This is a genomic window from Bacillus sp. EB106-02-03-XG38 (assembly GCF_058792175.1).
On the sequence record NZ_JBYTED010000002.1, the window covers coordinates 378,354 to 393,122 of the forward strand.

The following is a 14,769-nucleotide window of genomic DNA, read 5'->3' on the forward strand; positions in this document are numbered from 1 at the left end:
ATACTCATCACGTTTTTTCTGTTCCTTCAACTAATTCAGCAAAAGCTTTCACTTTTCCATGTGGCTTTTGATTTTCTTTACGTGCTTTCCAAGCGCGCTCTTCTTCTTTCTTTTTCTTGGACATACTTTTCAACTCCTTTTTTTCTTTCTCCATGTAGTATTCCAAAATAAGAAAGAAAACTATGCACGTATGAAAAAGAAGTGGTCTCCCACTTCTTCCTAACTATCTCTGTAAAATTGCATGTTTCGCCTCTTTTAACTGCGTAAGGTGTCTTTGTTCATGCAAATCAAGAAATTGAACCCACTGATACAAATTCAAATCATTAAAAACAGGATGCTTTAATCCATTTTCAAATAAATCTTTTTCATCTATCACACTATGAAGCGCGTGTAATAGTTCTTGTCGTGAATGTTCTAGTAATTGGATTCCTTGCTGTTTTTTCATTAACGTTTCTGTTGGTTTCATCTGCTGAGGAGCTTCTCGTTTATGTGTGCGATCAAGCGTAAGTTGGAGGTCTTTAAATGGAGTCGTATTTCTTTCGTTTTTTTGTAAAGCATATACAAGGGCAGACGTGACAGATTGTTCAACTAAATGCAAGTGATGCAAAATTTGAATAATACTCCATTTATCACGGCGTGGCTTTACATTCACTTCTGTATCATTTAACATTTCAATTTCTGATAATAGCGTGCTTCGGGTAGACTGTAATGAGTTCACCAAACTTTCTAAACTCACATCCATATTAGATTGAAGCATACTTCTTTCCCCCCTTTTTGTTGGTGAAAAGAGGTGCTCCTTATTAGAAACACCTCTTTATTATTCTGAATTTTCTTTTATTATCTCATCATTTTCTCTTTATGTCGATGTTAAACATGTGAAAAAAAGCGCATGTTTTTTACAATTTTGTGTCGTCAATTGCCTGTAGCCACGCTTCAATTTCTGTAATAACACTTTTCACACAACCTTCAGCAAATGGAGATGTTAAATTTGCAACCTCTACTAATTCTAAGAATGATTTACTTCCACCTTGTTGGCATAGATTCACATAATCTTCCCACGCCTCTTGTCTATTATCTCTTGCACGTTTCCAAAATTGCAGTGCGCAAATTTGTGCTAACGTGTAGTCGATATAGTAGAACGGCGAGCTATAAATATGACCTTGACGTTGCCAGAATCCACCGCGCTCTAAATAATCATTATCTTCATAATCACGATGTGGCAAATACTTTTTCTCTATATTACGCCATGCTGTCTTACGCTCTTCTGGTGATGCTTCAGGATTTTCATATACATAATGTTGATACTCATCAACAGATACACCATACGGTAAAAACAGAAGTGCTGAACTTAAGTGAGAGAAGTAATATTTATCTGCATCTTCTTCAAAGAATAACTTCATCCATGGCCATGTGAAGAATTCCATACTCATAGAGTGAATTTCACACGCTTCATATGTTGGCCAATTGTATTCTGGAATTTCAAATTTACGACTTTCGTATACTTGGAAAGCATGGCCCGCTTCATGTGTTAACACGTCAATGTCGCCAGATGTTCCGTTAAAGTTTGAGAAAATAAACGGCGCTTTATAATTCTCAATATATGTACAATATCCACCGCCAGCTTTTCCTTTTTTCGCAACTAAATCTACTAAATCATTATCTAACATGAAATTGAAAAATTCATCTGTTTCAGCCGATAACTCTTTATACATCGTTTTCCCATGATTAACAATCCAATCCGCATCTCCTTTTGGAGTTGGGTTACCTGTAGGGAATTCAAAGTTTTCGTCGTAATACGCTAACTTCTCTACACCGATACGTGCTTGTTGTCGTTTTCTTAATTCCGTCGTAACAGGAACGATATAATCTAGCACTTGCTGACGATAATTCGCCACCATTTCCGCATTATAATCTGTACGGTACATTCTTGCATATCCAAGTTCAACAAAGTTTTTGAAACCTAAAGATTTTGCGATTTTCGTTCTTACTTTAACAAGCTCGTCATAAATACGATCTAACTCTTCCTCATTTTCAGCTAAAAATCCGTAATATGCTTCACTTGCTGCTTTACGTTCACTTCTTTCTTTCCCTTGCATAAATGGAATAAGCTGCGATAACGTTCTTTCTTCTCCCGCAAAGTCAATTTTTGCAGATGCTAATAACTGCGTATATTGTGAAGACAATTTATTCTCTAATTGTAAATCTTTCACGACTTCATCAGAATATGTTTTTAAATCACACTCCGCAAGAGCAAATAATTGCTTCCCATAATACGCTTCTAATTCTTCACGGAATGGCGAATGAATTAACGCATTATAATACTTTGTACCATATCCTTGTACAACTGGAGAGTACTCATCAAAGAAATCTTGCTCTTCCTTATAAAATACATCTGTCGTATCAACAGAATGACGAATGTAACAAAGATTCCCCATTGTACCGAAGTCATTGCGAATTTCGTTAATTGAATTGATGACTTGTTTTTGTTCTTCTACAGTTTTTGCGTTATCAAACTTCTCTAAAGCAACCGTAAACTTCTCTTTTAATTCTTCAATATTTGGCCGTTTATATTCATAGTCTTTAAATGACATGAACGAGCCTCCTCTCCATTATGTGTATCCTTACTATAATTCAATGCTTACTTACAAATCTCCTCTTATTCTACAGCAAAATACGGCATATACTAACATCATTACATGTAAACAAAAAAGCTTTGGATTTCTTTATCCAAAGCTTTTTTTGGAACATATTATTACTTTTCATACTTTCCAATCTTTTTTAATAGATCAAGTAATTCATCCTTTTCCTCTTTCGTTAACATTTCAAACGACTGATGTATAACTTGCTCATGCCCTGGAAAAATAGAAGCAATAAAGTTCTCTCCAGACTCAGTTAATTGTGCATAAATAACACGTCTGTCATTCGGGCACGGAATTCTCTTTACTAGTCCCTTTTTCTCTAGCTTATCTACAACATATGTAATGCTGCCACTAGCTATTAAAATACGCTCACCAATTTGCTGAAGTGGTTGACCGCCTTTATGATATAGCAGTTCTAATACAGCAAATTCAGTTGGATTTAACCCGTTACTTTGTATAGATTTATTTGTAGTATCCATAACAGAACGATGTACACGAGATAATGCAATAAATACTTTTAGAGATTGAGAAATATCTTCTCGTTCATTATTTGATGTCATACAACTTTCAACCCTTCACTTAAATTCTCAGTAATAAAAAGAAAACAGCTTCGTACTTCATGTAAACTCCGAATGAGTGTTCACTCATTCAATACCTCTCCCCAAATATATTATGAATGATTCTTGAATAAAAACATGACAATTTTAACACAGTTTATATATAATGATAATAAAAAAGAAGGAGTACCAAATTTGAAAGTCAAATTCCACAGCATAGTTTTATATATATTGCTAGTTATCCTACCAACGATAGGGATTGGCGCTACATTTTATTCCTATCATTCGTATAAAATGAAACAGGAAAACAAACTATCTGCTCACACGGTTCTCTTTTTATATAGAGACTATTTAGATCATCACCTTGGCGAAGCAATTTCTGCATTAGAAATGCTCGCAAAGGTCGTAGGCACCGAGACCGGAAATATAAATGGAGTTAAAGAAATTGTACATGATACAGATGGAAACGATGCACGCTTTTCTGGGTTATATTATGCTACACCAGGAGGCATCATTACAATCGCATCCGAAGGCGACCGACCACCTGTTGATGTCTCAGATCGTAAGTATATACAAGACGCATTACAAACGAAGAAAACAACTGTATCATCAGTCATTACAGATCGTGTTCTTGGACATCAAGCTATTATGATTGCTTCACCCATTTTCAATAAACAGAAGGAACTCTCAGGCTTACTGTTAGCAAGTTTACGCTTTGACTACATTTCATCATCTTTAAATGCCATTAAACCGCAATACCATTTTGAAGTAACTGATAAATATGATGTAGTTTTTCTAACTGATGATAATAACGAAACAAGTGATGCACATTCTAATATGCTTACTACCCCACTCCAAAGATTAAATTGGAAGGTCTCTGTTTCTCCATTACTTATCCATCAAAAAACTTTATACCAGTGGGTTGCAATTGAGTGTATAGCTACTTTATTTTTAATGTCTATTTTATTTTTACTTACTCAATATATGTTGTTAAAACGGCAAACAAAACTTGAAAGACAACAAAATGAACTACAAAAAATTGAATTAGTTGGAACTTTTGCAGCTAGTACAGCACACGAAATCCGTAATCCTCTTACTGGAATTAAAGGACTCGTCGCTCTATTAAAAGAGAAATATAAAGATGAACAAGATCAGTTCTATTTTTCCATCATCGAACAAGAGATAGAACGGATTAATGAAATTGTAAGCGAATTTCTTATTCTTGGAAAGCCAACTGCTATCATTGAACAAACATATGATGTGAGAACTATTCTAAATGAGGTAACATTAATTATTCAATCTGAGGCGAATCTACATAACATTATATTCCATTTACATTTGCCAGACCATCCTGTTCATATTCGTTGCTCAAAAGACCATATGAAACAAGTGGTTTTAAATATTACAAAAAATGCAATTGAAGCCATGACTTCTGGTGATACACTAACTATTTCCGTAACAAATAATGACACACACGCACAATTGCAAATTATAGATACTGGAAAAGGGATTCCAAAACATATTCAAAAACACCTCTTTCATCCGTTCTTTACTAATAAAGATACTGGAACAGGTCTTGGACTTGTCATATGTAAACGAATTGTAGAGATGTACAATGGGCATATTTTTATTGATAGTATAGAAAACGAAGGAACGACAGTTCATATCGAAATTCCGTTACACATAGTATAATTATCCTTATCCCTAAAGGATAATTATACTTATTTCATAAAACCAGCAACAAGCATTCGCCAAAAATTACTCGATTTCCCTTCATACCCAATTTGAAAAATAGGTACCTTTATAATGGATAACCATTTTGGTGTTTGTTTTTCTTTATAACACTGGTACTGTAAAATAAGCTTGTCCAATTCTTGACTTACTTGAATTGTCTCCATACTATTTAACCCACTCGTTAAACCTAATTGAATCATCTCTTCACGTTTCATATGAATATCACGTGAAAGCTTTTCTAATGTGTACTTCCTTTTTACAGTAAACATTCATATCCCCCTTATTATACTTCCATGCTCTCTACTTCACTTCTCCATTGGCCTTTTAACTACTTAATCATATTTGAATTTGAAGAATCAGAAAATTTAACATTTTCTCCCTGTAATTTACAAATCTTTACCCTCACTTTGAGAATTATTACAAATTATTCTATCTTTGTAAATACATTCGCAATAATAGACATTTTTTTCATCTTCTTTTTTTACAAATACCAATTAAATAGCGGATTCTCTATTTTACATATACTTTTCTTCGACATTTTTTGTTTAATTTATATAAAAAAGCAAAACATAATGAAGATTGATAAAGTGAAATTTAATCATTGGGAATTTTGTTTATTCCTCATTGCTCCCAAAAAGCGGGATAAAATAGAAAGGAAATATTTATATGCGCAAATATACGATTGCATTGCTTATTTTTATGATGTTCTTACCATCCTTCTTGTTTCCTGTTCAAGCGAAGGCTCATACAAACAAAGTAGCTATTGTCATTGATGACTTCGGCAATAATATGAAGGGGACTGATAAAATGTTATCACTTCCTATTCCACTTACCGTTGCCGTTATGCCTTTCCTTCCTTCCACAAAGGAAGATGCGATAGCAGCTCATAAGAAAGGCCACGAAGTTATTATACATATGCCAATGGAACCTATTAAAGGTAAAAAAGAATGGCTTGGACCAAAAGCAATTACAACCGATTTAAGCGACGAAGAAATAAATAACCGACTAGAACAAGCGATTCAAGAAGTACCACATGCAATTGGGATGAACAATCATATGGGATCAAAAGTGACCGCGGACGAAAGAATTGTACGACTTATACTTACGGCTTGTAAAAAACACGGTTTATTTTATTTAGATAGCAAAACAAATCCTAAGAGTGTTGTCCCAAAAATCGGGAAAGAATTAGGAGTACCAATTATTGAAAACCAATTATTTTTTGATGATGTGTACACAGCGGCACACATTTCAAAACAAGCCCAATTACTTATTAAAAAAATCCAAGAGAAACCGATTATGGTAGCTATCGGACATGTTGGGCCTCCAGGTGAAATCACATCACGTGTTATAGAAACTTCTATTCCTAACATTCGTGAACATGCAGATTTTATTTTTTTATCCGATTTAGCATTATCTCCGCCTCCTGTTTCAAAATAAGATTCATGACTCAAAGTAAAAAAGAGAGCCATTTGCATTTAGCAAATGGCTCTCTTTTTCGTTTTCATCTTAAATATAATCTACATGACTGACCCTGAATCCTTTTTTCTCTATTTTTTCGATTAATTGCTTTAATCTTTTTTCATTTAACTCATCTGTTATATTTACGATAACGCGGCGAATATATTGATCACCGTTATCTAGCGTAAATAGTCCACCGATATGAAATGCTTTCAGCAATGTCCCAAGTTCTTTAATCGTTCCCTTACAATCTTGTGTTGCAATTGTTAATATATAACCACCCGTCCGCATACCGAATGAATCTTCAATAACATCAAATATATTGGAATGCGTTAAGATACCGACAAATTCATTATAATCATTTAGTACAGCTAAAAACGGAAGACGACGAATAACATAAAATGCCCTGAAAAAAGAGTCCTTTTCAAAAATAAATGCAGCGGAATCTTCCAGCATATGTTCCGTACTTAATTCCTCTAATCCGCTATTACACTTCTTTTCTAAAAGATCTACTTTATAAATAATCCCCAGGAATTTCTTTTCATCTTCTGCTAATACAGGGATTGCTCGAAATCCCGTTTCATTCATAATTTGCAGAGCCTTTTCACCTGAATCGTTCAATTTACAAAATGTTACTTGCTGTTTTGGCAGAAAATGATATTTAACTCGCAAAATATGTTCCTCCTTACATGTCAACATGTAATCTATATATAATAAGGAGACCTATATTTTATGAGTAAATTTATTTTTAAAACGCTTTCATTTATTTATTAACTCATAATAGCGTCACAAACATTTTATATAACAGAGCTCTTTGCACCTTTTATCATTAACAACTTTACATGATAATTCATTAAATATTCTATACCCTCTAGCCATTTTTTTGCGTATTCTGGAGTTTTCCCCCACACGATCATGCCATAATTATGAACGAGAACTACTCCTCCACCTTCAATAAAATTCGGCACTTTATTTTCTAATAAATCAGCGAATTTTTTCTCATCTTCTACAATAGGAATTGTCATTTCTGTTATACCTTCTTTTCCAAAAACACGTTCCACGCTACGTTTATCGAATGTTACTTCTCCTATTTCTCCATACAACTCTGATATTAAATGACTATCTACAGTTTGCACCTGTAAAATACATTCTGCACTACTTTTTTTATAAATATCGGCATGCATAAATGATTCGACAGCTGGTTTTTCTTCATTTTCAAATACTGGCTCACACATACAATTTACAACAATAAAATCCTCTTCTGAAAATAACCCTTTATCTCTTCCCTCAACGTTTACTAAAAAAGTTAACGGCTCTTTTGACGTACAAAGTGATAAACTAATCTTTGTACCATAAAACCAATCACGAAGTGCCAACTCAGATTTCACATCTTTTAATTCATTCCATTTCTTTAGAAAAAATAACATTTCGTCACCCCCGGCGTAATATTTATATAATGTTCGAATCCTTTCTATGTAAAAGGAATATTTTTTGATTATTCTAAAAATTTAATTGAATTATCACATGAGAACGCTTTTTTGTCAATATAGTTTCACAGCTCTTCTATAAAATGGGCCATTCATATGTCTATACTTCTGTCTATTGACTATTTCATTTTTACATAAAAAATACGCTATTCTTTTTACATGAAAGAATAGCGTATTTTCTCATCTTTTATTTCATTATTGCGTTATATAAGAACTGTGCATATTGTTCACGTGTTACGAAATCATCACCTAAAAAGTTTCCGTTTCCATCACCTTTTGATATATGATTATCCGCTAACGCTTTCACATACCCTTCTGCCCAATGACCAGTTGGTACATCTTTAAAGCTCTCTTTATTATTTCCATCTTCTTTTAATTGAAATACTTTATGTAATACTACAGACATTTCGTATCGAGTTAATACTCCATCTGGACGAAACTCCCCAGTACCATCACCTTGCATAATGCCAGCTTGCGCAACTGCAGCAATATCTTGCTCAAACATATGCCCTTTGGTATCTTTAAATCTCTCTTTCTGCTCTACTTTATTTTCTAATTTCAAGTACCTTTGTACTAAAGACGCAACTTGTCCGCGCGTAATATTGTCACCAAATCCAAATTTTCCATTTCCATATCCCTTGAAAATATTCTCTTTCGCTAAATAATGAATTGCTTCTTCTGACCAATGTCCTTTTGGTACATCTTTAAATTCCACTACTTCTAATTTTTCATCTTCTTTAGAAGTGTTATCCCCTTTACTTTCTACCACATTTTGAATGACAGATCCCGTAAAGAAGATTCCTGTATCCGCAAATGGATCTTTCACACCAAATTCATATACTTTCTCACCTGGTGTACTCCACTTAACTGCATCGTTACTATACGTACCACCTTCGCTCTTCAAACGAATTTTTGTAGAGATTTTACCATCTTTTTCGTATACAGGTACTTTTACTTCTTTATTTACTTCTGTACCCTCTAAAAATACTTTTTGGTTTTGAACATTGATATAAGCTGTTTTACTTAGTTCTATAACTGGTCGAACATCATGGATTTCATTTGCAACAAAACTTAGAAATACTAACTTTTTCAAATTGCTAACTGGTGTTAAGTCTGAAATATAATTTGCTTCTAAATCAAGCTTTTGTAAGTTTACTAGACTTGATAATGGAGTAATATCCTTTAACTCATTGTTAGGTAAATCTAATTCTGTAAGTTGAGTCATTTTAGTAAGTGGTGTCACATCTTCAATTTGATTCTTCCCGATAAATAATTTACTTAATTGATTCATTTGATCAATACCCGATAAATCTTTAACTTTATTACGTGTTAATACTAAGTCTTTTAAAGGTAATGAATATAACGGTTTAATATCTTCAATTTGATTACCAGCTAAAGTTAAGTATGTTACATTTTTTAACGCACTTAATGGAGCAACATTAGTAATTTTATTATTTGCTAAATTCAAGTAACCTAGTTGTTCCATTTTCGCTAATGCTGTTACATCTTCTATTTGGTTGCCCGATAGATATAAACTTTTTACATTTTTCATTTCAACTAATGGTGCAACGTTTGTAATTTTATTATTACTTAAATCAAGAGATTCTAAATTATTCATTTTAACAAGTGGCGTTACATCTGAAAATTCATTACCACGCAAAGCTAAATGATTTAATTGCTTTAAGTTCGCAAAGAACGACGGATCTGTTATCTTCGCATTCGCAAGTGTTAAAGATTTTAAATTCGGCATATATTTTAATGCACTATAATCAAGAATCTCATTCGTATTTAAAAACAAATCCTTTACTTGTAATAACTCTTCTTTCGTAATCGGTGTATTTAAATCTTTTCTATTAAATACTTTTTTATTAACAAGCTCTCTTAATTTATTATCTGTTATCATATTTTGACTATCAACTGGATGATCCGTTTCCGTATTGCCTGAATTAGAGTTATCATCTGGTTTCTCTGTTTCTTTGTCACCTACAGTTGGATCTTTAATTTCAAATTGAACTTGATATTTGTGATCATATCCAATGGCCGGAATAAGTATATGCATTTGCATATTATGCTTCTTCTCAAATTCGCCAATTTCAAATTGGACTACTTTCGTTCCATTTTTCCTCTTATCTTCTGATAAAACTTTCACATCTTGAAATACACCAGGTTGGTTTTTATCCTCTATTCTAAGATATTGAAAATAATCGCTATCTTGTATTGTTACAGTAACAATTTTTTTCCCATCCTCAATTACTACTTTAGGATTTTTTATGTACTGAGAAACCATAGATGGCTCATCTTTTTGATCCTTATATATTTTAATCTCAGTATCGTATATACGTTCACTAGCTGCTGCCACCGACTGGTTTGCTTCAGCTTTTAGTGCTGCTAATGCTGGAGTAGAGTATGTAGCAAATGGAATTGCTAATGTTGTGGCTACTACTAGCGCCTTAATATAACTTTTTTTCAAAATAATATCCCCTATCATGTATAATTTTTACAATTGATAATACTTATCAATTACCTACAAATAAATGATAATGAATATCATTATCATTGTCAACGAGAATATTACATTAAATTTATATTTTCATAGATAAAAAATAAAAAGCCCTTTATTCAAAGGGCCTTCTTACTGATTGTATGAAGGATTTCACTTTTTTCTTTTTCATTAATAACACCAATTTTTTGCAAAATATTTGCATACAATACAAGTTTATTATATATCCGTTCTGACATGATTCTCCCTTCTTTCCTTCGACCAACTTTTTTTGTATTGGTAAATTATATGAAAGAGATGAGAAAATGTGTCCACTTTTTGCATAAATACAAATCTTTTATCCACGCTATTTACAAGCAGTAAAACTCCCACCTCAAAATCCGGTGGGAGTTCAATTTATTTAACAAATTGTCCATTGAATATTATGCTTTCTAACTTCCTCTTCAAAACTATAAGACATTTTCTTATCACAAATCACATGTTGAATACGTGAGAACGCTGCTATTCGGTAATTTCCTTTTACCCCTACTTTTGTATGATCACATAAAATATATGTTTTCTCCGCTAATTTCATCATCGCTTCTGACAGTTTTGCCTTTTCTAATTCAAAACTAGAAACCCCAAAACCAGGTAACAATCCATCAATCGAAACGAATGCTTTATGAAAATGAAATTGCTGGATTACTTGCTGCGAAATAGACCCTGACACACGTGAATGCTTTGGAGATACTTTTCCTCCAATAAATAAAACTTCACCGTGAAACATCTTTTTATTAATAGAAGAAATTAATTGTGTCGCTACTGGAAATGAACTTGTTACAATCGTTAAATTTTTACGATGGACAAGATATGGCACCATTTGAAGAGGTGTACTCCCGTCATCAATCGCAATAACATCTCCATCTTCCACAAACGTTGCTGCTTTATACCCAATTCTCTTCTTCTCTTCTATATGCAGCATCTCTCGTTCTAACATCGGCGCCTCTATTCCAGCTCCCGGAAGTTGTACAGCCCCACCATACACTTTCTTCAACTTCTTTTCACGATCCAATTCTTCTAAATAACGGCGAATGGTCTCTGTTGATACAGCAAATTCTCTAGCTAACTCTGAAACTTTTACCTTCCCTTTAAACTCTACCTTTTCAAGAATGGTTCGCTTTCTTTCTTCACCTACTACAGACATAGCCTCACCCCATTGATTTCTACCTCATAAACTGCCTTACTTATACAAAGTTATAATTTTCTTTTTCAGTAAAAACTTCTTCATGAATATGAATACCACGCTTTTTTAGTTCATCAAAAATAATTAGTGGATTTACAAAAGCTTCCTCAGGTGTCACAACACCAGCTTGATTTACATTCCCTTTTGCGATTAACTCTGTAGCTATCCCAAATGGAATACCAACGTTTCTCGTATAAGCCCTTAATTTTTCCCATCCTACAACAGACCCATCAGATAGCGGGTGTGTATGATATAATGCGTGCCTTTGTTTCTCATTATTTTTCATACCTATTACTTCTACATGAAGTGCGTAACCGTAAATTTCCGTTTCTTGTCCTTCTTTCGATTGCAATAAATACTTCGAGATACAATCCATAATGCCGATCGCTTCCCCATTTATTTCAACTTGATCATTACGTAATATGCCATAATCATATAAAGCGTGTACGAGTTGCATATTTTGCTTTGGCCAAGTTCCTCTCGTCTCTATCAGTTTAACGCCTTTACTTTCTAGTGCTCTCGCTAACGTAATCGTTTCAGAATGCGGGATTATATACTGCGTTGCCTTACCATAAGGCGCCGGTAATTCAATTTCTCTCGGACGTGCAAACGGAGGTACTTGCTTAAATTCACCATCTTCATACACTGTACGCGATGGTAAATGTGGATCATATTCATATGTCGTCGTTTCTGTAATTGATGCAGAAAAAGCAATTGGACGATACGAACCGTGACTGACACGAACTGACTCTACAGTATCAAGCTGATTTGCTGCATGCATTGCCATCATTTGCGTTACACCTGGCGTCATACCAAAACCAGGTAAACACGTTTTTCCATTTTGAACAAACATAGAATGTGAATCATTTTCTTCACCAAATCCATTCAAATTCACACCGTGACAACCTGCTTCTGCAATACATCGAGTAGACAAGCCATTTAGCTTAATTGTCGTACCGTCCATTACAATGTCGTAACCTTTCATTTTTGCAACCGTATCCTCGTGATTCGCTACGTCTACTTTCACAAAATCTACGCGCGGATCGTTGAGCCATTCTACTACTTTCAGGCCCTCTTCTTCATTAAAATCCGCTACTGTAATCGTCTCAAAAGATGAAAATTGTACTAAATCTAAAATTGCTTCACGACAAATTTTACCTGCTCCACCTAAGCAAAATACTTTCAACCTATAACAACCCCTTTAGAAATACTATCAACTAAGCGATTAATGTCTGCCTCATGCACATCACCGATATTTCCAATGCGGAATGTATCTACTTTTGAAATCTTACCTGGATAAATTACAAAGCCATCACGCTTTAATTCATTATATAATTGCTCAAAATCGAACCACTCTTCTGGATAAATAAAGGATGTGATAATAGGCGACTGATATTTTTCACCTACTAGTGGCTTAAATCCGATTTCTCTCATTCTACTGACTAATAATTTTTGATTGTTATCATATCGATTGTAACGTGCTTTTACTCCGCCCTCTTTTTCTAATTCAAGTAATGCTTGATAAAAAGCGTGTACAACATGTGTAGGTGACGTAAAACGCCATTTCCCATTTTGATTTTCCATCGTTTCCCACTGATCGTATAAATCTAGTGATAATGAACGTGCCTGTCCTTTACATTTCAACAATTCAGCGCGCTTTGCAATAACAAAGCCGAACCCAGGAACACCTTGAATACATTTATTCGCACTACTAATTAAAAAGTCAATTTGCAACTCATCGATATCTATTTCAATACCACCAAAACTACTCATTGCATCAACTAGTGTTACTTTTCCGTATTGCTTCCCTAATTTACATACATCTACAATTGGATTGATAATACCTGTTGTTGTTTCACAATGAACAACTGCTATATGTGTAATCTCTTTATCTTGTTGCAATATCTTTTCTACTTCTACAATATTAGTAGGCTCCCACTCTTCTGTTTGACTGACCACCACATCTATATGTAACATCTCTGCCATTTGTACAATTCGTTTACCATACGCACCATTTGTACAAACGAGCAGCTTACCATTTTTAGGAATGACAGAACCAATGACTGCTTCAACTGAAAATGTACCGCTTCCTTGCATTAAAACAGTTGTATATTTCTCTTCTTCCTTCGTTGCTAACGATACAAGTTTAGCTCTTACTTCTTGTACCATTGTGTTATATTCAGCATCCCACGTACACCAATCGTATAACATAACTTCTTTTACCGTTTTTGTTGTCGTTAATGGTCCTGGTGTTAATAATAAGTAGTGATTTTCAGTCATGATCCTATTCCCCTTTTATGAAATAATAAGTTCTTGTTTCTCGATATGTTCCATTACGCTTTCGAGTTCCTGCATCGTTTCTATCGTAAAGTGCGCCCCATTTTCAACGAAACGATTACGAACGACTTCAATTTTTTTACGAAGTTCTGCTGGATCCATATTCTCCACTTCCGCTTCCGTTAAGCCGAGCTCGCTGCTGCCAAGAATTACACCAACTGTCCACATTCCAGCATTTCTTCCCTCTTTCATATCTGATACTGTGTCCCCAACTTTTATCATATGATGCATTGGATATACGCCTAGTTCCATCGCATTTTTATAGCACATCCACGGATATGGACGACCGGCTGGAACATCATCTGGCGTTACAAGAAAATCAGGTTTATACCCTTGAATCGCTGCTTCTTTTTCTACAATGTCCATCATTTCTCTCGTATAACCAGTCGTTGAACCAATTTTAATTCCGCGTTCACGTAAAGAAGCAATCACTTCTTTTACTCCATTAATTGGCGTCGCATAGCGTGGTAAGATAGCTAAGAGAATCTCTTCAAATTCTTCATACATCTCATGAATATCTGCTTCTGTTGGTAATTGTCCGAAAACACGATTCCACTCACTCGCGATACGAGGCATTTCTGTAAGTGCTCTTACATGATCAATTTTTAATAATCCCATTGGCTTACGGGCTTCTTCTACTGTAATTTCAACACCGCGTTTATGAAAAATCTCCATAAATACTTCAAGTGGTGCAAAACACCCATAATCTACTGTCGTACCTGCCCAATCAAAAATAACTGCTTCTATTTTCATTCAATCCATCTCCTTCTTATTTATCCCGCTTGGTGCAGGCTAATAATCAGTGGAAAGCAACAAAACTTCCACTGATTAAAGT

At 34.2% G+C, this 14,769-nt stretch carries 14 protein-coding genes; 2 read left to right on the plus strand and 12 right to left on the minus strand.

Annotated elements, in window-relative coordinates; genetic code table 11:
- Window positions 1-7 precede the first annotated feature (7 nt).
- The 4 genes from AC3WTI_RS11285 to AC3WTI_RS11300 form a co-directional block, all read right to left on the minus strand.
- Complete coding sequence (locus AC3WTI_RS11285) at window positions 8-124, minus strand: DUF6254 family protein (protein WP_000038254.1); 117 nt, start codon at window positions 122-124, stop codon at window positions 8-10.
- A 99-nt stretch (window positions 125-223) separates the two neighbouring features.
- Window positions 224-757 carry a DinB family protein gene (locus AC3WTI_RS11290; RefSeq protein ID WP_000941973.1) on the minus strand — a complete coding sequence of 178 codons (534 nt, stop codon included), beginning with the start codon at window positions 755-757 and terminating at the stop codon, window positions 224-226.
- A 139-nt stretch (window positions 758-896) separates the two neighbouring features.
- On the minus strand, window positions 897-2,591 hold the full coding sequence (locus AC3WTI_RS11295) for a M3 family oligoendopeptidase (protein ID WP_087957977.1): 1,695 nt from the start codon (window positions 2,589-2,591) through the stop codon (window positions 897-899).
- A 161-nt stretch (window positions 2,592-2,752) separates the two neighbouring features.
- A complete protein-coding gene (locus AC3WTI_RS11300; RefSeq protein ID WP_000203340.1) occupies window positions 2,753-3,199 on the minus strand; it encodes a MarR family winged helix-turn-helix transcriptional regulator in 447 nt (148 codons plus the stop codon).
- A gap of 192 nt (window positions 3,200-3,391) precedes the next feature.
- On the opposite strand from AC3WTI_RS11300, the gene AC3WTI_RS11305 reads away from it, so the two are divergent.
- Window positions 3,392-4,888, plus strand: coding sequence for a DUF3149 domain-containing protein (locus tag AC3WTI_RS11305; RefSeq protein WP_097840625.1), 1,497 nt, complete (start codon window positions 3,392-3,394; stop codon window positions 4,886-4,888).
- A gap of 29 nt (window positions 4,889-4,917) precedes the next feature.
- On the opposite strand, the gene AC3WTI_RS11310 is transcribed toward AC3WTI_RS11305, so the two are convergent.
- Window positions 4,918-5,199: an aspartyl-phosphate phosphatase Spo0E family protein gene (locus tag AC3WTI_RS11310; RefSeq protein WP_000495532.1), complete on the minus strand. Its 282-nt coding sequence runs from the start codon at window positions 5,197-5,199 to the stop codon at window positions 4,918-4,920.
- A gap of 397 nt (window positions 5,200-5,596) precedes the next feature.
- Between AC3WTI_RS11310 and AC3WTI_RS11315 the strand changes: the two genes are divergently transcribed.
- Window positions 5,597-6,367, plus strand: a complete 771-nt coding sequence (locus AC3WTI_RS11315) for a divergent polysaccharide deacetylase family protein (protein WP_097840626.1) — start codon at window positions 5,597-5,599, stop codon at window positions 6,365-6,367.
- 69 nt (window positions 6,368-6,436) lie between these two features.
- Here AC3WTI_RS11315 and cbpA read toward each other — a convergent pair whose 3' ends face one another.
- The 7 genes from cbpA to phnX all read right to left on the minus strand — a co-directional run bounded on the left by cbpA (window position 6,437) and on the right by phnX (window position 14,687).
- The gene (cbpA, locus tag AC3WTI_RS11320) at window positions 6,437-7,060 is read right to left on the minus strand and encodes a cyclic di-AMP binding protein CbpA (protein ID WP_087957970.1); all 624 of its coding nucleotides are present in this window, start codon (window positions 7,058-7,060) and stop codon (window positions 6,437-6,439) included.
- A gap of 125 nt (window positions 7,061-7,185) precedes the next feature.
- Window positions 7,186-7,815: a class II aldolase/adducin family protein gene (locus AC3WTI_RS11325; protein WP_048526804.1), complete on the minus strand. Its 630-nt coding sequence runs from the start codon at window positions 7,813-7,815 to the stop codon at window positions 7,186-7,188.
- Between the two features lie 247 nt (window positions 7,816-8,062).
- Window positions 8,063-10,345: an NEAT domain-containing leucine-rich repeat protein gene (locus tag AC3WTI_RS11330; protein WP_142305809.1), complete on the minus strand. Its 2,283-nt coding sequence runs from the start codon at window positions 10,343-10,345 to the stop codon at window positions 8,063-8,065.
- Window positions 10,346-10,775: 430 nt separating this feature from the next.
- Window positions 10,776-11,558 carry a DeoR/GlpR family DNA-binding transcription regulator gene (locus AC3WTI_RS11335; protein WP_087957966.1) on the minus strand — a complete coding sequence of 261 codons (783 nt, stop codon included), beginning with the start codon at window positions 11,556-11,558 and terminating at the stop codon, window positions 10,776-10,778.
- A 40-nt stretch (window positions 11,559-11,598) separates the two neighbouring features.
- Window positions 11,599-12,783 carry a saccharopine dehydrogenase family protein gene (locus tag AC3WTI_RS11340; protein ID WP_098903691.1) on the minus strand — a complete coding sequence of 395 codons (1,185 nt, stop codon included), beginning with the start codon at window positions 12,781-12,783 and terminating at the stop codon, window positions 11,599-11,601.
- The gene (gene phnW, locus AC3WTI_RS11345) at window positions 12,780-13,877 is read right to left on the minus strand and encodes a 2-aminoethylphosphonate--pyruvate transaminase (RefSeq protein WP_097840629.1); all 1,098 of its coding nucleotides are present in this window, start codon (window positions 13,875-13,877) and stop codon (window positions 12,780-12,782) included. The genes AC3WTI_RS11340 and phnW overlap by 4 nt, the downstream gene beginning before the upstream one ends.
- Before the next feature lie 15 nt (window positions 13,878-13,892).
- Window positions 13,893-14,687: a phosphonoacetaldehyde hydrolase gene (gene phnX, locus AC3WTI_RS11350; protein WP_087957960.1), complete on the minus strand. Its 795-nt coding sequence runs from the start codon at window positions 14,685-14,687 to the stop codon at window positions 13,893-13,895.
- Window positions 14,688-14,769: the final 82 nt, after the last annotated feature.

What these genes read in the sequence shown, in the direction of transcription:
- AC3WTI_RS11290 (WP_000941973.1), bottom strand. Translation starts at nt 757, where the DNA reads ATGCTTCAATCTAATATGGATGTGAGTTTAGAAAGTTTGGTGAACTCA.
- AC3WTI_RS11315 (WP_097840626.1), top strand. Translation starts at nt 5,597, where the DNA reads ATGCGCAAATATACGATTGCATTGCTTATTTTTATGATGTTCTTACCA.
- AC3WTI_RS11295 (WP_087957977.1), bottom strand. Translation starts at nt 2,591, where the DNA reads ATGTCATTTAAAGACTATGAATATAAACGGCCAAATATTGAAGAATTA.
- AC3WTI_RS11335 (WP_087957966.1), bottom strand. Translation starts at nt 11,558, where the DNA reads ATGTCTGTAGTAGGTGAAGAAAGAAAGCGAACCATTCTTGAAAAGGTA.
- phnW (WP_097840629.1), bottom strand. Translation starts at nt 13,877, where the DNA reads ATGACTGAAAATCACTACTTATTATTAACACCAGGACCATTAACGACA.
- AC3WTI_RS11325 (WP_048526804.1), bottom strand. Translation starts at nt 7,815, where the DNA reads ATGTTATTTTTTCTAAAGAAATGGAATGAATTAAAAGATGTGAAATCT.
- AC3WTI_RS11310 (WP_000495532.1), bottom strand. Translation starts at nt 5,199, where the DNA reads ATGTTTACTGTAAAAAGGAAGTACACATTAGAAAAGCTTTCACGTGAT.
- AC3WTI_RS11285 (WP_000038254.1), bottom strand. Translation starts at nt 124, where the DNA reads ATGTCCAAGAAAAAGAAAGAAGAAGAGCGCGCTTGGAAAGCACGTAAA.
- phnX (WP_087957960.1), bottom strand. Translation starts at nt 14,687, where the DNA reads ATGAAAATAGAAGCAGTTATTTTTGATTGGGCAGGTACGACAGTAGAT.
- AC3WTI_RS11300 (WP_000203340.1), bottom strand. Translation starts at nt 3,199, where the DNA reads ATGACATCAAATAATGAACGAGAAGATATTTCTCAATCTCTAAAAGTA.